Annotated in this window: 16 protein-coding genes; 7 read left to right on the plus strand and 9 right to left on the minus strand. The window is 45.4% G+C overall.

Going from position 1 to position 16,729, the window contains the following annotated elements; all coding sequences use genetic code 11:
• Nucleotides 1–80: 80 nt before the first annotated feature.
• Entirely contained in the window at nucleotides 81–890 is an 810-nt protein-coding gene (speD, locus tag JOJ89_RS10395; protein WP_029280978.1) for an adenosylmethionine decarboxylase, read from the minus strand.
• A 179-nt stretch (nucleotides 891–1,069) separates the two neighbouring features.
• Between speD and JOJ89_RS21345 the strand changes: the two genes are divergently transcribed.
• The 3 genes from JOJ89_RS21345 to JOJ89_RS10410 all read left to right on the plus strand — a co-directional run bounded on the left by JOJ89_RS21345 (nucleotide 1,070) and on the right by JOJ89_RS10410 (nucleotide 2,288).
• Entirely contained in the window at nucleotides 1,070–1,276 is a 207-nt protein-coding gene (locus JOJ89_RS21345; RefSeq protein WP_203290219.1) for a hypothetical protein, read from the plus strand.
• Between the two features lie 151 nt (nucleotides 1,277–1,427).
• Nucleotides 1,428–1,991 (plus strand): DUF6944 family repetitive protein, encoded by a 564-nt coding sequence (locus JOJ89_RS10405; RefSeq protein ID WP_203290220.1) that lies wholly within the window; start codon nucleotides 1,428–1,430, stop codon nucleotides 1,989–1,991.
• Between the two features lie 111 nt (nucleotides 1,992–2,102).
• Nucleotides 2,103–2,288 carry a hypothetical protein gene (locus JOJ89_RS10410; protein ID WP_203290221.1) on the plus strand — a complete coding sequence of 62 codons (186 nt, stop codon included), beginning with the start codon at nucleotides 2,103–2,105 and terminating at the stop codon, nucleotides 2,286–2,288.
• 349 nt (nucleotides 2,289–2,637) lie between these two features.
• Here JOJ89_RS10410 and JOJ89_RS10415 read toward each other — a convergent pair whose 3' ends face one another.
• On the minus strand, nucleotides 2,638–4,557 hold the full coding sequence (locus tag JOJ89_RS10415) for an endonuclease MutS2 (protein ID WP_242524685.1): 1,920 nt from the start codon (nucleotides 4,555–4,557) through the stop codon (nucleotides 2,638–2,640).
• 478 nt (nucleotides 4,558–5,035) lie between these two features.
• Here JOJ89_RS10415 and pxpB point away from each other — a divergent pair, with 478 nt between their 5' ends.
• From pxpB to JOJ89_RS10435, 4 genes are read left to right on the plus strand one after another with little or no spacing between them, the layout of a single operon-like run.
• Nucleotides 5,036–5,740 (plus strand): 5-oxoprolinase subunit PxpB, encoded by a 705-nt coding sequence (gene pxpB / locus JOJ89_RS10420; protein ID WP_203290222.1) that lies wholly within the window; start codon nucleotides 5,036–5,038, stop codon nucleotides 5,738–5,740.
• On the plus strand, nucleotides 5,737–6,741 hold the full coding sequence (locus tag JOJ89_RS10425) for a 5-oxoprolinase subunit C family protein (RefSeq protein ID WP_203290223.1): 1,005 nt from the start codon (nucleotides 5,737–5,739) through the stop codon (nucleotides 6,739–6,741). The genes pxpB and JOJ89_RS10425 overlap by 4 nt, the downstream gene beginning before the upstream one ends.
• A gap of 4 nt (nucleotides 6,742–6,745) precedes the next feature.
• Nucleotides 6,746–7,516 (plus strand): LamB/YcsF family protein, encoded by a 771-nt coding sequence (locus JOJ89_RS10430; RefSeq protein WP_029280970.1) that lies wholly within the window; start codon nucleotides 6,746–6,748, stop codon nucleotides 7,514–7,516.
• An 18-nt stretch (nucleotides 7,517–7,534) separates the two neighbouring features.
• Nucleotides 7,535–8,722, plus strand: a complete 1,188-nt coding sequence (locus tag JOJ89_RS10435) for an NRAMP family divalent metal transporter (RefSeq protein ID WP_203287211.1) — start codon at nucleotides 7,535–7,537, stop codon at nucleotides 8,720–8,722.
• A gap of 67 nt (nucleotides 8,723–8,789) precedes the next feature.
• On the opposite strand, the gene JOJ89_RS10440 is transcribed toward JOJ89_RS10435, so the two are convergent.
• The 7 genes from JOJ89_RS10440 to JOJ89_RS10470 all read right to left on the minus strand — a co-directional run bounded on the left by JOJ89_RS10440 (nucleotide 8,790) and on the right by JOJ89_RS10470 (nucleotide 16,690).
• Nucleotides 8,790–9,734, minus strand: a complete 945-nt coding sequence (locus JOJ89_RS10440; RefSeq protein WP_203287213.1) for an NAD-dependent epimerase/dehydratase family protein — start codon at nucleotides 9,732–9,734, stop codon at nucleotides 8,790–8,792.
• Between the two features lie 388 nt (nucleotides 9,735–10,122).
• Nucleotides 10,123–10,836 (minus strand): LutC/YkgG family protein, encoded by a 714-nt coding sequence (locus JOJ89_RS10445; RefSeq protein ID WP_203290312.1) that lies wholly within the window; start codon nucleotides 10,834–10,836, stop codon nucleotides 10,123–10,125.
• Complete coding sequence (locus tag JOJ89_RS10450; protein ID WP_203287215.1) at nucleotides 10,817–12,256, minus strand: LutB/LldF family L-lactate oxidation iron-sulfur protein; 1,440 nt, start codon at nucleotides 12,254–12,256, stop codon at nucleotides 10,817–10,819. The genes JOJ89_RS10445 and JOJ89_RS10450 overlap by 20 nt, the downstream gene beginning before the upstream one ends.
• Before the next feature lies 1 nt (nucleotide 12,257).
• Entirely contained in the window at nucleotides 12,258–12,980 is a 723-nt protein-coding gene (locus JOJ89_RS10455) for a (Fe-S)-binding protein (RefSeq protein WP_203287217.1), read from the minus strand.
• A 110-nt stretch (nucleotides 12,981–13,090) separates the two neighbouring features.
• Nucleotides 13,091–14,869 (minus strand): L-lactate permease, encoded by a 1,779-nt coding sequence (locus tag JOJ89_RS10460; RefSeq protein WP_029565732.1) that lies wholly within the window; start codon nucleotides 14,867–14,869, stop codon nucleotides 13,091–13,093.
• Nucleotides 14,870–15,100: 231 nt separating this feature from the next.
• Entirely contained in the window at nucleotides 15,101–15,868 is a 768-nt protein-coding gene (locus JOJ89_RS10465) for an IclR family transcriptional regulator (protein ID WP_029280951.1), read from the minus strand.
• 45 nt (nucleotides 15,869–15,913) lie between these two features.
• Nucleotides 15,914–16,690 (minus strand): fumarylacetoacetate hydrolase family protein, encoded by a 777-nt coding sequence (locus JOJ89_RS10470; RefSeq protein WP_203287219.1) that lies wholly within the window; start codon nucleotides 16,688–16,690, stop codon nucleotides 15,914–15,916.
• Nucleotides 16,691–16,729 lie beyond the last annotated feature (39 nt).

The following is a 16,729-nucleotide window of genomic DNA, read 5'->3' on the forward strand; positions in this document are numbered from 1 at the left end:
ATACTTTGTCCTAATGATAATCCAACAGCCTGTAATTGAAAAGCAGAAAGGGGTCTCCTTTTTAGGAAACCCCTGAAAAATCAACCTTTAAACGGCTTCATATTTTTCCCGTAAAAGATTTCATCCATTTCAATTTTCAGTCTGTCCGTTATTTCGTTCCGTTCGTTTTTCGTCAGCTTGTCCTTCGTATAGCCGAACAAATAGTTGTTCAGGTCAAACTCCTTCAGTTTGCATTTCGTATGAAAAATATTCTGGGGATACACGTTCACGTCGATCATGTCGTACGCCTCTTTTACCGATTGGGGTATGTAGTTCTGAATGGAATTAATGTCATGGTCGATAAACAGCTTTTCTCCATTGATGTCGCGCGTGAACCCTCTGACCCGGTAATCCATTGTCATAATATCCGTATCAAACGAATGGATCAGGTAGTTCAGGGCTTTCAACGGTGAGATTTCTCCGCAAGTAGATACGTCTATATCTGCTCTGAAGGTACTGATTCCTTCATTCGGATGATATTCAGGATACGTATGAACCGTTATGTGGCTCTTATCAAGCTGCATGACCACAGAATCAGGCAGCGGTCCCGGAGATTCGGCATAGGACTCTTCAGGCACTTCGACGACAGGTCCTTCAGATACAAGAATGGTCACACTTGCACCCTGAGGCACATAATTCTGCTGGGCAATATTCAGTACATGAGCGCCGATAATATCTGTCACATTCTTTAGAATCTTCGTCAGCCGTTCGGCATTATACTGCTCGTCTATATAGTTTATGTAGGCTTCCCGTTCTTCTTTTGTTTTCGTATAGCAAATGTCATACATGTTAAAGCTTAGCGATTTCGTCAGATTGTTGAATTCGTGGAGCTGGACTCTCTGCTCAGACACAGGCTTATTCCCCTTTCTTCGCTGAATCTCTGATGCACATACGTTTTTATATTACCCACTTTGCCATTCAGCAAACGAACTCTTTTTCATTTCATTTTTTAAAAGCGTGATGATCGCCAATGCTTGCAGGTGCAGATTTTCATATGAATAGTTATAGAAACACTAGATTGGAGATGGTGATGACGTGTCTAACCAAAGAAAAAGACAAAGAAGACCGCGCTGTATTTTTCCGGAATACAGATGGTGCGGCCCAGGGTGCAGCGGACCGGGTATGCCGATCAACGATGTGGATGCATGCTGTCAGAAGCACGACCTGTGCCTCGACAGCGGGCGTTCATCCTGTGATTGTGATCGCGCTTTTGTTGAATGCCTCCGCCCAAAAATGAACCGGGAAACGGAGAAAGGCCGCAACGCTGCATTTATGTATAAAATCATGAAGCTGAAAATGATGTTTACGTGCGGCAGATAAATTTCTTACTCAACAACCGAGGGATTTTTCATAGAATACAGTAATTGTGTCCGGAATGAGGTGATGGCATGAATGAAGAAAAAAAGAGCCTTGATGTTTTCGGCGCCTGGCTGATTGTAGCCGGCACCATGCTGAATGCTTCCCGTGAAACCATCGCACTTACCGGTGCTGAGCAGGCTGCACTTAGAGCAACGGGAGCAGGAAACGCCGTTGAAGCATCCGGCAACGCTCTTCAGGCAGCTGTCAGATCCGGTGATCCCGCCAATCGTTTAAGTGCTCTTGGTGCTTGGGTCCAGTCCGCAGGAAATACCGCCAATGCTGCAGCGAGAATCCCCCTCCTGTCAGGTGACCTGCAGGAAGGGTATCAGCTTGATGTGCTTGGAAATGCTGTTCAGTCAATCGGTGCCGCGACAGAAGCCATTGCTTCGTCGTCCGCCCAGGACCGCCTCTTTAGAGAACAGCTGACCGCAGGATATTTGCTGATAGCGGGAGGCGCGGTCATTGATGCCATAAGCGGCGTGTATTTTTTAAAAGAATTATCACAAAGAGGCCGGGCACTCGGCTGGTTTGGGGGATATCTGCAGGCAACGGGAGCTCTCCTTGCTGCCGATGCCCTGACAAATGAACCATAATGGAAACCGCTCTCTGGCATTCCATTATACATGCTTCAATAAAAAGGCTGTTTAGGAAAGATCATCCAGGGTAAAAGGAGAGTACAAACAACAAATTTAGGAGGAACTCCAATGAACTGGAAGAAAAAAGGACTAGCTGCAGGAATGACTCTCGCCATCATGCTAAGCGGACTTGCCGCATGCAGCGAGAGCGAACAGGATGAAATGGATAATGAAATGGAAGAAGAAGTAAACGAAGAAACTGACAGCGATGTCATTGATGAAGATAAAGAGGAAATGGAAGAAGAGGGGCAATGATGCCCCTCTTCTTTTTATTTGAAAGCTGCTGTGGAGTTCTGGGTGTATGCAGGAGATTGCGGCACTTTCGTGACTATATTGAACTGAGTTTGTGCTGTTAAACTGATTTTGTAACACTAAGTCGACTTCGCTTAACCTAGTTTATGTTGTTAACCAGAGTTTGCAGCACTAAGCTGACTTCGTTCAACCGAGTTTGTGCTGATAACCTGACTTTGCAGCACTAAGTCCACATCACTCACCTGAGTATGTGCTGCTATCCAGAGTTTGCAGCACATATGTGACTCCATTGATCAGAGTTTGTGCTGTTAAACATTTTACAGCACTCCTCCTCTCCTCCAATCCAGCAACCTCACTCCTCCCTGAAAATAGTCACATCCGAATGCCGCTTTTTCATTTGCGCGGCTTTTTTCCGGTTTTCTGCACTTTCAAACAGGATGTCGAAATCATAATCTTCCGGATACAGCTCGCTTGCGGCAATGTGGAGCTGAATGCGTTTGTGGTTTATGGTTTGTTTTTCCCCCTTTACAAAGACGATGTAGTTACCGGCTTTATCAGGGCCGCTGTGAACGATTGCGTAGTCCCCTGTTGCTTTAATCTGTACGTTGTCTCCCTGACTGTAGGTTTCATGAACAGGTTCATCCTTTTTTATACGCTTCGGCCTGTGCTTCAGGACGGACATTTGCTTTTCAAGCTCTTTGCGTTCTAAAAGATCATAGCTTTCCTTTGCATACTTTTTCTCTTCCTTGTATGTGATCTGATGGGCTTTTTCAATCAGCTCAGGATGCATGCCGAGGCGGAGTGCGATGGAAAATGCCTGGCTTTCTCCCCCCTGGCCGATTTTCAAGCGGTAGGTGGGTTTAAGAGTCTCCAGATCAAATTCCATAGATCCATTCATAAATCCATCTGTACTGTCAGCAAATTCTTTTATTTCGCTGTAGTGCGTTGTCGCAAGCAATGTTGCGCCTTTTTGATGAATTTTCTCCAGGATGACCTGCGCAAGGCCCATTCCCTCTCCCGGGTCTGTACCTGAACCAAGCTCATCAAGCAGAACAAGTGTGTATTCGTTTGTCTGCTTTAAAATTGAAATGATATTGGTCATGTGGGAGCTGAATGTGCTCAAGTTCTGTTCTATGCTCTGCCCGTCCCCGATATCAAGCAGAATCTGTCTGCAGATTCCGACTGAACTGCCTTTTTCTGCAGGGATGTGAAAGCCCGACTGAGCCATTAAAACGAGCAGGCCGACGGTTTTAAGAACGACCGTTTTACCGCCCGTGTTCGGACCCGTGATTACGAGAGACTGGAATTCACTCCCTATTTCAATTGTAAGGGGAACAGCACCAGAGCCAAGCAGGGGATGTTTTGCACGAATGAGAGAAATCCCCTTTTCTTCATGAATAGTCGGAGATGCCCCGTCTATTGATCTGCTGTACTTTGCTTTGGCAAACAGAGAGTCATAATGCACCATGACTTCAATGGACTGCAGCAGCTCTTTTTCACTTGCTTCTGCAAGTCCTGTTAAGTAGCTCAGTACCTTCTCTGTTTCGATTTCTTCCTGCGCTGTTAATAAATCAATGTGATCCTGCAGGGCTCCTGCCTCCTCAGGTTCAAGATAGATGGTTGATCCTGATGCAGATGTATCCAGAATCGCCCCCTTTATTTTTCCTTTGTATTCCCTTTTTACCGAAAGACACAGCCTCCCTCCGCGTTCACTGATCGTGCTGTCCTGCAAGTAGGTTTTGTATTTTGGCGATTTCACCATGCTGTTCAGTTTTTCTTTCAGTCTGTCAAGTGCGATTGATAGCTGCTTTCTTATTTTTAAAAGGTCTTTACTAGCAAGATCATCCACCATACCGTTTCGGATGCAGCGGGTAATCTCAGCAGCCAAATCCGGGAGTTCCTCAATTCCGTATACATAAGAAGCCACTCTAGGTGCGAGCGTTTCTTTATCTTTCATAAATCTTTTCATTTTCAGACAATCTTCAATGAAGGCAAGAAGCTGCGTCAAATGGTGAGGCCGGAAAGGTGTTCCTTTATGCAGCATGCCTGTGATTCCTTCTATCCCTTCAAGACCTGAAACCGGCACACTTGAGCTCTTTTCCAAAATGGCGCAGGCTTCATCCGTTTCCGCAAGCAGCGCGCGGATTTGCTTTGCATGAAACAGCGGCTGCAGACTCCTGATTCTTTTTCTCCCTGACTCTGTCATCGCAAAAGCAGCGGCTGTTTCCTTAATTGTTTCATAATTTAAAATGTCAAATGTATGCTGATTCAATGGGTTAACCTCCAAATAGTAAATGAACACAAAAAGCCGCAATGAACAAACCTGTTCATTGCGGCTGAAATGGTTAATGGAATGCTTTCATTTTCCATACTGCTCTCATCCTTTACTGGAAAAAAGAAAAAACTGTGCAAATAGACACAGCCCCTGAGCAGATCCCTCTCATATGCTATGATTTGTTCTTAACTTATCCTTCTTGCGCATACTTAAAGAAGCACAGCAAATTGTAAAAATTTGCGCGCCGGCGCATGAAAGACCGTATGAAATTACGGATTAGTTAAGAACGGCACCTAACATATAACAAAACCCCTTTTTGAGGATGATGGTATGGAAAATAAGAATAAAAGCTACTTATAATGTATGCCACAGAGCCACTTTTGTCAAACTCACTTACAACGGTACATTTGAAATGTTCCCTTTCTTATTATAAGATGAATGACATCTGCAAAAAAAGACTTCAGGAGGTGCAGAAATGGATTATACAGTGAATCATATGGGAGACAGTACGGTGGTCATTGAGTTTGGAAAAACGATTGATCAAAAAGTGCACGAGCACGTTCAGCAGGTGTTCTCATTCTTTGAAAAAAAATCGCCCGACTGGATGATTGAGTGCATTCCTGCTTTTACTACGGTTGCCATCCTTTATGACCCTGTCAAAGTGTTCAGCCATACGAAAAAAGCACTTCCCCATGAAACGGTAAAAGACTACATAACAGAAACATTAAGAAACGTAAGCACGCTGCAACCCGCTGATGGAAGAAAGGTAGAAATCCCTGTTTGCTACGGAGGCGAGTTTGGCCCTGATCTGGCATTCGTTGCAGAACATAACAGCCTGACTCAGGATGAAGTCATCAGGATTCACTCAGGAACAGAATATTTAGTCTACATGATCGGCTTCGCTCCTGGTTTTCCCTACATCGGCGGGATGTCAGAAAAAATTGCCGCACCGAGAAAAGATACGCCCAGATCGAAGATTCCTGCAGGATCAGTAGGAATTGCAGGAAATCAAACAGGCATTTATCCGATTGAAACGCCAGGAGGATGGCAGCTTATCGGACAGACTCCCCTCCCGCTTTTTCAGCCTGAAAGTGAATCTCCGAGTCTACTAAAAGCTGGAGATATAATTACATTTAAGCCTATTACAGCTGAACAATTCAAGGAGGAGAAGAGACCATGACCATGCTTGTTAAAAAGCCGGGTCTCCTCACAACCGTGCAGGACATCGGACGCTACGGCTATCAAAAATACGGAGTCATTGTAAGTGGATCTATGGATACCCTCTCCCACCGGATTGCTAATCTCCTTGTTGGAAATGATGAACATGAGGCTGTCATTGAAATGACGATGATCGGCGCGCGGTTTGAGTTTCAGGACGATGCACTGATCAGTATATGCGGCGGAGATTTTTCCCCGACCATTGACAGCAGGCCCGTAAAAATGTGGAGACCCGTTTTAATCAGAAAAGGAAGCATTCTCTCTTTTGGACATGTAAAAAAGGGCTGCAGAGCTTACCTTGCTGCTGCAGGCGGTTATCTTACACCAAAAATCATGGGAAGCAAATCAACTTATTTAAGAGCCGGAATCGGCGGTGTTGACGGCAGAGCACTGGAAACCGGAGATGTGATTGAAATCGGCGGAAGGTCACCGTTTGCTGACTTCTGGTTCTCACAGCTTCAGAAAAGAGAGCCTTATACAGAACTTCACTGGTCCGTTTCTCCGGAATTTCATCCTTTCGTCAGAGAAGAAGAAAAAGTACAGCTGCTGAAAGGAAGACAATACGGCGATTTTTCAGAAGAAAGCAAAAAAGCACTGTTTTCTGAACCGTTCAAAATCACGCCGCAGTCAGACAGGATGGGCTACCGACTGGAAGGTCCGAAACTCAGCCTCCAGAAAAAAGAAGAAATGATTTCTGAAGCCGTTAGCTTCGGTACCATCCAGGTTCCGTCAGATGGAAATCCAATTATCCTGCTTGCAGACAGGCAAACGACCGGAGGCTATGCGAAAATCGGCCAGGCAGCATCCATTGATCTTCCGTACCTCGCCCAGTTAAAGCCTGGAGATTCTATTCACTTTAAAGAAATTTCTATAGATGAAGCCCAGAAGCAATTGCTCGAAAGAGAAAAAATGCTTCATCATTTTAAAGAAGGACTGCATCTGAAATTACATGCCGGGAGATGAGACTATGCGGAAAGTAGATATTAACTGCGACATGGGAGAAAGCTTTGGTGCATACACCATCGGAAGCGATGAAGACATACTTGAATTTATCACTTCTGCTAACATAGCATGCGGTTTTCATGCAGGTGATCCCTCCACTATGAGAAAGACTGTGCAGCTTGCACTTAAAAAAAACGTGGCAATTGGAGCTCATCCCGGTTTTCAGGACCTTGCGGGTTTTGGAAGAAGAAACATGGATTTAACGCCGCAGGAAATTTATGATCTCGTCGTCTATCAAATCGGATCGCTTGCTGCTTTTACCGCTTCAGAAGGCGGAAGAATGCATCATGTTAAGCCCCACGGGGCACTTTATAACATGGCATCTGTAGACCGCCCTATTTCTGAGGCGATCGCTGAAGCTGTTTACAAAGTAAATCCTGAGCTTATTCTTTACGGACTTTCAGGAAGCGAGCTTGTAAAAGCCGGAGAAAGAATCGGGCTGAAGACGGCAAATGAAGTCTTCGCTGACAGGACCTATCAAGATGACGGCACTCTTACTTCTAGAAAAAATCCACAAGCACTTATAACAAATCATCAATCAGCTGCAGATCAGGTCATCCAAATGGTTCAGGACGGCACTGTGATTTCTGCTGCTGGAAATACCGTATCCCTGAAAGCTGATACAATCTGCATTCACGGTGACGGTACACATGCACTTGAATTTGCACGCTACATAAACGCAAGACTTTCTGAGTCGGGCATCAGGATTCTTTCCACATTAGACGTATTAACATAAGATTCTGGAGGTACAGCGATGAAACAACAATCGAATTTCAGCCTGCTTCTTGGAGCTGCATTCCTGATGGCGACATCTGCCATAGGACCAGGCTTTTTAACTCAGACCACCCATTTTACACAGGCCCTTGCCGCAAGCTTTGGTTTTGTCATTTTAATGTCCATCTTAATTGATATTGGGGCTCAGCTTAACATCTGGAGAATTATTGCGGTATCAGAAAAACCCGCACAGGAAATCGCGAATGCCGTCCTTCCAGGTCTTGGAACGTTTCTTGCCATTTTGATCGTTCTTGGCGGACTTGCTTTTAATATCGGGAATATCGGCGGTGCGGGACTTGGAACAAACGTCATCTTCGGCGTTTCGCCTGAACTCGGCGCCCTGCTCAGCGGAATTGTTGCCATCGGTATTTTTCTGGTTAAAGAAGCGGGGAAAGTGATGGACCGGTTCGCTCAGGCAATGGGCTTTATCATGATTGCCCTCACTGTATATGTGATGTTTTCTGCACAGCCGCCGGTCGGAGAAGCAGCCGTTAAAACGTTTGTGCCTGATGAAATCGATTTTCTAGCCATTGTAACACTTGTCGGCGGAACGGTCGGAGGATACATAACGTTTGCCGGAGGACACCGTCTTTTAGAAGCCGGAATTAAAGGAAGAGCTGCTCTTCCTCAAGTAACAAAGAGCTCGGTCTCTGCCATCGGGATTGCGTCCCTGATGAGGGTTTTCCTTTTCCTTGCGACACTTGGCATCGTTTCTCAAGGGCTTCAGCTGGATCCTGCAAACCCTCCTGCATCTGTCTTTAAATATGCTGCAGGCAACGTGGGCTACAAAATCTTCGGTGTCATCATGTGGGCAGCAGCCGTCACATCTGTCGTCGGCGCAGCTTATACATCCGTATCCTTCATCCGGACATTCAGCCCTGTTATTGAAAAATACCACAAATGGTTTATTGTCGGTTTTATTGCCATTTCAACTGCCGTATTTGTCAGCATCGGCCAGCCGGTAAAAATCCTGATTTTAGCCGGTTCCCTGAACGGATTAATCCTGCCTCTTGCCCTTGGCGTCATGCTGGTTGCGGCTCATAAAGTAAAGCTGGTCGGTGATTACAAACACCCTGTCTGGCTGACTATTTTTGGCGCTTTAATTGTTGTTGCCATGGCGATCATGGGAGGGTATTCACTCTTCACAGGACTTCCTAAATTGTTCTAAACAAAGAAAAAAGCCCTCACAGGCTTTTTTTCTTTGTTTATTTTCCGAGTTTTTTTTCAAATTAGATTTATTCCTCATGATCCGTTCGCCATTCATACGTTTTTGCAAGGCCATCTAGCAGAGAATGCCGGTTTTTCCATCCAAGTTCCCTTTCTATTTTCCCAGTATGAATGCATCTTCTTTGGACGGCATCTCCCCTTCGATCAGGTACAAACGTATTACCGAGTCTGTCTTTTGCTGCTGCTTTTTTTATATTCGCTGCCAGTTGTAAAATACTTGTTTCTGTACCTGAACCAACATTATATTTTTCACCAAGTGCAACATCTGATACAGCAGCTAGAATTGTCGCATCCATTGCATCCTCAATATACGTAAAGTCACCGGTCTGCTTTCCATCTCCGAATATTTCAAATGAGTGATCGTTTTTGGCTGCATCGATAAATTTAGCAATAACTCCGCAATATGGATTTGATATCTGCTGACCAGGACCGTAAACATTTGAAAAGCGGAGAGTTGTGACAGGCAATTGATACATATTAAAATATACGTCGCAATAATGCTCGACTGTAAACTTGCTTGCTGAATAAGGCAGTTTAATATTGTAATAGGTTTCAGGAGTAGGAAGAATCTCGGCATTTCCGTATACATAGGCTGTAGATGCATAAACAAACCTCTTCAGCTGCGAGGATAATTCTTTTGACTTTCTTAAAAGTGTGAATCCCCCAACGGCGTTTGTGTGAAAATCGGAAAAAATGTTTTCCCCAGAAAAGACAAGATTTGTGCAGGCAAAATGAAAAATATAGTCCACTTTAGGAAGAATTTCATCCAGCACATTTTCATCCGTTATACATGCATTATAAAAGGTGATTTGATTTGACTCAGGGATGGATGACAGCGAACCCGCAGACAGATTGTCCATAATAAATAAGTGATCTGAAGTTGGAAGCAGTGTTTTTACAAGCTGTGAACCGAGAAAGCCTGCTCCGCCTGTGACAAGGACATTTCCGAACATGTCAATCCCTCATTTCTTTTCACGACAATAAATTGGAGAAATAGTTGGCAGAGTGACACCTGAACAGTAAAATCGGACTTATAACGGGTAAAAAAGATTGCTTCAGCAATCCGCACTCCTTTCAATTTAGTGACGGACTTTTCACTCATTAGTATTTGATTTATGAATGAAATGGCGGTTTTATGTGATAATTTTTGCATTAATATCTTGGAAGTTATTAGTGCATCATAAAACAAAGTCTTACGTAACTGCTGCTGATATGTATGTAGATTTTAATATTATATAAAAAACACAGCCAAGTTTTTCTCTATTCCGGGTTTGGAAAATTTAAGCTGTCTGCTGAAAAAACAGTAAACCCCCGTCTGCCCAAGCAGTCGGGGGTTCATTTTTACAGATCTGTGACGACAATATAGGATGCTTTAATGGGTCCGTGCACACCAACAATTAAATTGAGTTCAATATCCGCACTGTTGCTCGGACCGGTAATAAAGTCTGCGCATGATGCTAAATGCTCCCCGTTTTTCAGGAGGTTGCGTATATGTTCAGCGGCTTGAGTCAGTCTTGGTACAAGTGTGCTCAGGGGCACAATACATAAATAGGTCTTTGGCAGAAGATGAATCGACCTGCCTTTATCTCTGCTGCTGAACTGGACAACTGTTCCGGATTCAGCAAGCGTTAGATCGCTGAAAGCAATCCCGATGTCTGCGCGTTCGCACGCAGTGATGTTTTCGTCACCAAGTTCATGGTTCCATTCATGAACGCTGATTCCCTTCTCCTTCCACAAAGCCATGTAGTCGCCCAATGATCCAAAGCGAGAATCCTTCGGAATAACTGCCGACTTTGCACCGTAGTCATTAATGACATGCAGCACTTTTTCTGAAAGACCTGCTGTGTCCGTTTCAATATACTGCGTATGAATAAGCAAACATTGTTTTTTCAAAACGTCCGCAAGCTCTTCTTGGCTGCTGTTTCGATATACATCCCATTGGGGATTCGTCTGCCAGTCCGGTTTCGCAACTCCGGACGATCTTCTGCTTCTGCCAAGCTTTGCTGCAACATTTTCAAGGAAAGAGTTCCGATTTTCAATGGTGCCTGTTTTCATCACGTTTCTCCTCCCTCTTTTTCATCCAATCTCTGAATCTTTCTTTGCTTGGTGCCGGGAAATCTCTCACATCCGTCCACGGCTTGATTGGACCCGGGCCTTTTTTGACCATGCCCGAGCTTGTAAATGGAGACATAACAGCAGATGCGGATTTCGTACCCGCGCTGTAAATGCCCGGAGAACTTGCGGCTAGCTGATAGCCTTTCATCGCAAGTTTTTCGCCGAACGCGGATCTGCCGTCCTCTTCTACCATTTTTCTTCTATGTTTGATTAATAGCTCATGCAGCGGTATTTTCACAGGACAGGCATCCGTGCAGGCTGCACAAAGCGAGGAAGCATATGGAAGTTCCTTATAATCGTCGTACCCTCCGAGCAGCGGCGACAGGACAGCTCCAATCGGGCCTGCATAAATCGATCCATACGAATGCCCTCCAATATGGCGGTAAACCGGGCATACATTGACACATGCCGCGCATCTTATGCAGTGAAGCGCACTCTGAAACTCGGTGCCGAGAATAGCAGATCTGCCGTTATCGACAATCACAAGGTGAAACTCCTCAGGTCCGTCGGCATCACCGTCATCTCTTGGCCCTGTCAAATTCGTGATGTAGCTCGTCAGTTTTTGACCGACAGCACTGCGGCAAAGGAGACTCACAAGCACATCCAGCTCCTCAAAAGTCGGGACAATCCGCTCCATTCCCATGACGGTAATCTGTGTTTTCGGCAGTGCCGTGACAAGGCCGGCATTTCCTTCGTTAGTGACAAGACAGATAGATCCTGATTCCGCCACGGCGAAATTGCATCCTGTAATTCCAAGATCTGCGCTCAGGAAATCCTTCCGAAGCTGTTCTCTTGCAAACAGGGCAAGCTCTTCAGGAAGCTCGGTTTTGTCGTATCCCCGTTTTTCTTTAAAGGTATCACGGATTTGTTCCTTGTTTTTGTGCAGGGCAGGCACAACAATATGCGAAGGCGGATCATGATCATCAAGCTGCAGGATGTATTCTCCGAGGTCCGTCTCAATAACCTCGCACCCTGCTTTTTCAAGCGCTTCATTCAGATGAATTTCCTCTGTGACCATGGATTTGGACTTCACGATTTTTTTTGCCTTTTTTTCTCGGGCTATTTTAGTCACATATTCGTTTGCTTCTTCTTTCGTAGAAGCAAAAAATACGTGACCTCCCCTTTTTGATACATTCTCGCTCAATTGCTCTAAATAGAAGTCAAGATTTTGAAGAGTATGTGTGCGGATCTCTTCACCAAGTTTTCTCCATTCTTCCCAGTTGCCGAGCTCTTCTGTTGCCTGCAGCCTCCGCCCCTGCATCCTCTCCTGGGCAGAAGCGACCGCTTTTCTCATAAACGGATTATTGACGCCGCTTTCAACCCGATTGAAAAAGGAGTCATTGCCTATTTTCATCGGCATTTCACTTCACCCCGCTGTTCAGCACTTCAGCTATGTGCATGACTTTAATAGGAATGCCTTTTCGGTTGATTCTTCCGCCGATGTTCATCAGACAGCCGCAATCAGCTCCAATCAGAACATCAGCGCCGGTTTCCTGAATATGAGTGACTTTCTCATCCACCATCTGTTCTGAAATCGGAACCATTTTCACCGAAAATGTACCTCCAAATCCGCAGCAGTCCTGGCTGTTTGGAAGTGGCGTCACTTCAAGGCCGTCAACATGCTGCAGCAGCTTGTCCGGTGCGTCTTTCACGCCGAGAAGGCGGGTCATGTGACAGGATTTGTGATACGTCGCATGTGCAGGAAGGCTCGCTTTTACATCTTCTATTTTCAGAACCTCTATTAAAAACTGCGTCAGTTCATAGGATTTCTTAGATAATTGCCGGGCCCGGTCTCTCCAGAGAAAATCCTCCTTGAAAAGCTCCTCATACTCATGCAGCATCGCCACACATGAGCCTGATGGACCGACAACATAATCTGAGGCCTCAAATACCGAGATCATATGCTTGGCGACTTCACGCGTTTCTTTATGATAGCCGCTGTTATAAGCGGGCTGGCCGCAGCACGTTTGTGCAGCCGGAAAATCAACCTCGCACCCTTGCTTTTCAAGAAGTTCGACCGTGTTTTTTCCTACGTTTGAATAAAAGACATCTGCAAGGCATGTGATAAACAATGATACTTTCACTGGTTCCCCACCTCATTTGCAAGAATTTTCTTACTTTTAGTATACATGAACATCGAGGTCTTAACGAAGGAAAAGCGAAAGCTGCCTGAGAAGGGCAGCTTTCTGATTGTTTATAATTTCATCGTTTTGCTGTCTGATAGCTCTGCAGCGCGCTTTTGCCCTGTAGCCACGATGTAAATCGCTGCCATCGCGATGGCGACGGCCACATAGGACCCTAAATTAAAGATGCCTTTTTGCGAATACCAGACGATTGAATACCCAACCGCCCCTGATAAAAGCGCGTAATACGTAAACGGGAAGATTGTTTTTCTGATGACAAGACCTTCTTTTCCAAACAAGCCGACGACGGCAGATGCTGCTACAACGTTATGTACGCAGATCATGTTTCCAGCTGCTCCTCCGACTGCCTGAAGCGCCACGATCCAAGTAGGATTCACGCCGATTTTCGAACCTACATCATATTGGAAAAGACTGAACATCATGTTGCTGACTGTGTTGCTTCCAGCGATGAACGCCCCGATTCCTCCGATAAAAGTAGCAAAGAACGGCCAGAATTCCCCTGCAATGGCAGCTGCCCCATTTGCAAGTTCAATCGGCATTTTATCAAATCCTGCAGCCCCGCCGCCTGAATTGATAAATACCTGAACCATCGGAACTGTAAATATAAGCGCAGTAGATGCGGCGAGAGTCGTTTTGGCGGATTGTGACCACGCACTTTTGTATGCGCTTCCATTCATGCCGTGCAAAAAGTACGTGATGAGTGATACAAGGATAAAGATCGTGCCAGGAAGATAAAGCGGCTGAAAGCTCGCGCTGACTTCAGAGCCGAACATGTTGGGAAACGCAACGACCCATGACTGGAGCCAGCCCATGATAGGAAGCGTTTTTAATCTTGAAAGAACAAGGAAAAGTCCAACTAGAACATATGGAGCCCAGGCCATCATCATGCTCATGCTTCCGCTTTTGTGTGAAATATCCTTGATTTCAAGTGATCCGCTCCACTCAGGATCCCACTTTGATTTCGCCTCAAAATCCCATGCTTCTTCTTTTGGAGGCATAAGAAACCCTTTTTTTGCTGCAAATACCACGATGGCAAGACCGGTCAGGCCTCCGATCATGGAAGGAAACTCAGGACCGAGAGTATTGGCAGTAATGACATATGGAATGGTCATGGCAAACGCCGAGAAAAGGGCAAATTTCCAGACCTTTAACCCTTCAGCAAACGATTTGTTTTTTCCAAAATATCTCGTCATAAGGGCAACGACAAACAGCGGAATCAGCGTACCCGCTATCATATGAAGAATGGCAACCTGTCCTCCAATTGCGGTAACAAGAGCGAGAAAGTCCCCGGTTATGGATGTGTCTGCAGAAAGTCCAGTTTGCACACCCACAAGCATTGGCGTGCCGACTGCACCGAATGAAACGGGCGTACTTTGGATCACCATGCCCGCAATAACGGCTGCCATTGCCGGAAATCCGAGACCGACCATGAGCGGCACTGCAACTGCTGCAGGCGTGCCAAATCCGGATGCTCCCTCGATAAAGGAACCGAACAGCCATGCGATGATAATCACCTGGATCCGTCTGTCAGCCGAAATATCTGTGAATCCCTGGCGGATCGTTTTTATTCCGCCGCTTTCCTGAAGTGTGTTCAAAAGCAGAATGGCACCGAAAATGATGTAAAGAAGTGTTCCTGCGACCACCAGTCCATTGACAGATGCCGCTGCAACTGTTGCACCAGGCACCTTCCACACGAACAACGCAAGCGCAATCGCGGTTATGTACGAAATTGGCATTGCTTTGCTTGCCGGCCATCTTAACCCTACGAGAAAAATTCCTACTACTAAAATCGGCAAAAGTGATAATAGTCCCAACATACCCGTGCTCACTGACATTCCCCCTTTTTCTGTTTCGTATTGCGCAACACAATTTCACTTCGTTTGCGAGGATGCAACATGTTATATAACAATAATTAAAATTGTTGTATAACACACGCCGCCTCACATCTATTATACAAACTGGACGCTTAATTACAATAATATTTAGAAAATTAACATAACTATTTTGATGCAAAAAAAGGGCCCGTTTTCGCTATAGTAAAAAAACGGGCAATCAAATGCTTACTTCTCATAACCTAATCTGGCTGAAATCAGTTTTCCGGTCTCAAGCATTCTTGGCACAAGCGTTTTCAGCCTGTCGTGAGACATTCTTGTCGTTGGTCCGGAAATGCTGAATGCAGCGATGACCTGACCTGAATGGTCAAAAATCGGAGCTGCAATACAAGTGATGCCGGATTCATTTTCTTCCAGATCAAGAGCAATTCCCTTTTTCTTTACTCTGGAAAGCTCCTGAAGAAAATCATCCCTGTCAATGATTGTATTCGGCGTATGAACAGGCAGACCTTTCCGGTCGAGGATATCCTGGACCGTTTCTGCAGGAAGGTGGGCAAGAATGGCTTTTCCGACAGACGTGCAGTGCATCGGTGCACGCTTGCCGACCTTAGAGTGCATTCTCAGCGTTTCACTCCCGTCAAGCTTCTCAATATAGACCACTTCACCCTGATCATATACGACAAGGTGGATCACCTCATTTGTTTCCTGCTCGAGCTTCATGAGGTGAGTTTTCGCTTCTGCTCTTAAATCAATGGAATCAAGCAGCTTTGTGCTGATTTCGAGAAATTTATAGCCGAGCCTGTACTTGCCGGTCTCCTCGTTCTGTTCGGCATATCCGTATTGGACTAAGGTCGCAAGAATCCGGTAGACAGAGCTCTTGTTAATATCCATCTGCCCGGCGATTTCGGTTACGCCAAGACCGCTCTTTTTCATGCTTATAAGAGCGATAACGTCCAGTGCCCTGCCGACTGACTTCACCATGTTTTCCCTTTCCATACTGTTCACCCCGGGTGCGCGTTTTCATTACGAAGACAGGAAATGTTAGCTTTTTACACTCTCACGTGCTTCAGAAAATGAGTTTCTCAGTGTGCCGATCCCCTCAATGCTGCATTCAATGACGGATCCCGCTTTAACAAATTCTGCTCCGACCGGACTGCCGGTCAAAATCACATCCCCCTCATTAAGCGTCATGACATTTGAGAGGTACGAAATCATTCTTTTTATAGGAATGATCATTAAATCCAGCGGGCTATCCTGCTTCAATTCCCCGTTCAGCCTGGCTTGTACATTCACAGTAAACGGATCGAGTTCCGTTTCAATCACAGGGCCAAGAGGTGTAAAAGTATCAAACGATTTCCCGATCGTCCAGTGTCCATCCCCATGGAAAAAAGCAGGCGCTGTCACATCATTTCCGACTGTATAGCCGAAAACATGGTCGAGTACTTCATCTTCTGACAGATTCTTTGCTTCTTTTCCAATAACAACGGCAAGTTCAGATTCAAACTTCACTTCCTCTGTGCCGGCCGGAATCACAATTTTTTCATCGGGACCGATGACAGATGAAACCGGCTTGAAAAAGAAGACGGGAATGTCAGGGAGTACTTCAGGCAGATCCCGCTGATCGGCAACAAAATTCGCACCGATGCCGATGATTTGGTTTGGTCGAAGCGGTGCAAGCAGCTGTACTTCTGATACATTCAAAACACGCCCAGTATACTCCCACTCTGAAAATAGGTTCCCGTTTATTTCTTTTATTTCTGAATCCAGCAAAACTCCTTGGCAAACAACGGAGTCAGCCGTATAACGGACAAATTTCATGATGATGCTCCTTTCTGTGAGAGAAGCGGGACAGATGCT

This window comes from Metabacillus sp. cB07, assembly GCF_016839225.1.
In the GTDB taxonomy this organism is placed as follows: Bacteria; Bacillota; Bacilli; order Bacillales; family Bacillaceae; genus Bacillus_P; species Bacillus_P indicus.

What these genes read in the sequence shown, in the direction of transcription:
- JOJ89_RS10430 (WP_029280970.1), top strand. Translation starts at nt 6,746, where the DNA reads ATGCGGAAAGTAGATATTAACTGCGACATGGGAGAAAGCTTTGGTGCA.
- JOJ89_RS10410 (WP_203290221.1), top strand. Translation starts at nt 2,103, where the DNA reads ATGAACTGGAAGAAAAAAGGACTAGCTGCAGGAATGACTCTCGCCATC.
- JOJ89_RS10440 (WP_203287213.1), bottom strand. Translation starts at nt 9,734, where the DNA reads ATGTTCGGAAATGTCCTTGTCACAGGCGGAGCAGGCTTTCTCGGTTCA.
- pxpB (WP_203290222.1), top strand. Translation starts at nt 5,036, where the DNA reads ATGGATTATACAGTGAATCATATGGGAGACAGTACGGTGGTCATTGAG.
- JOJ89_RS10425 (WP_203290223.1), top strand. Translation starts at nt 5,737, where the DNA reads ATGACCATGCTTGTTAAAAAGCCGGGTCTCCTCACAACCGTGCAGGAC.
- JOJ89_RS10450 (WP_203287215.1), bottom strand. Translation starts at nt 12,256, where the DNA reads ATGCCGATGAAAATAGGCAATGACTCCTTTTTCAATCGGGTTGAAAGC.
- JOJ89_RS10435 (WP_203287211.1), top strand. Translation starts at nt 7,535, where the DNA reads ATGAAACAACAATCGAATTTCAGCCTGCTTCTTGGAGCTGCATTCCTG.
- JOJ89_RS10405 (WP_203290220.1), top strand. Translation starts at nt 1,428, where the DNA reads ATGAATGAAGAAAAAAAGAGCCTTGATGTTTTCGGCGCCTGGCTGATT.
- JOJ89_RS10470 (WP_203287219.1), bottom strand. Translation starts at nt 16,690, where the DNA reads ATGAAATTTGTCCGTTATACGGCTGACTCCGTTGTTTGCCAAGGAGTT.
- JOJ89_RS21345 (WP_203290219.1), top strand. Translation starts at nt 1,070, where the DNA reads ATGACGTGTCTAACCAAAGAAAAAGACAAAGAAGACCGCGCTGTATTT.
- JOJ89_RS10445 (WP_203290312.1), bottom strand. Translation starts at nt 10,836, where the DNA reads ATGAAAACAGGCACCATTGAAAATCGGAACTCTTTCCTTGAAAATGTT.
- JOJ89_RS10465 (WP_029280951.1), bottom strand. Translation starts at nt 15,868, where the DNA reads ATGGAAAGGGAAAACATGGTGAAGTCAGTCGGCAGGGCACTGGACGTT.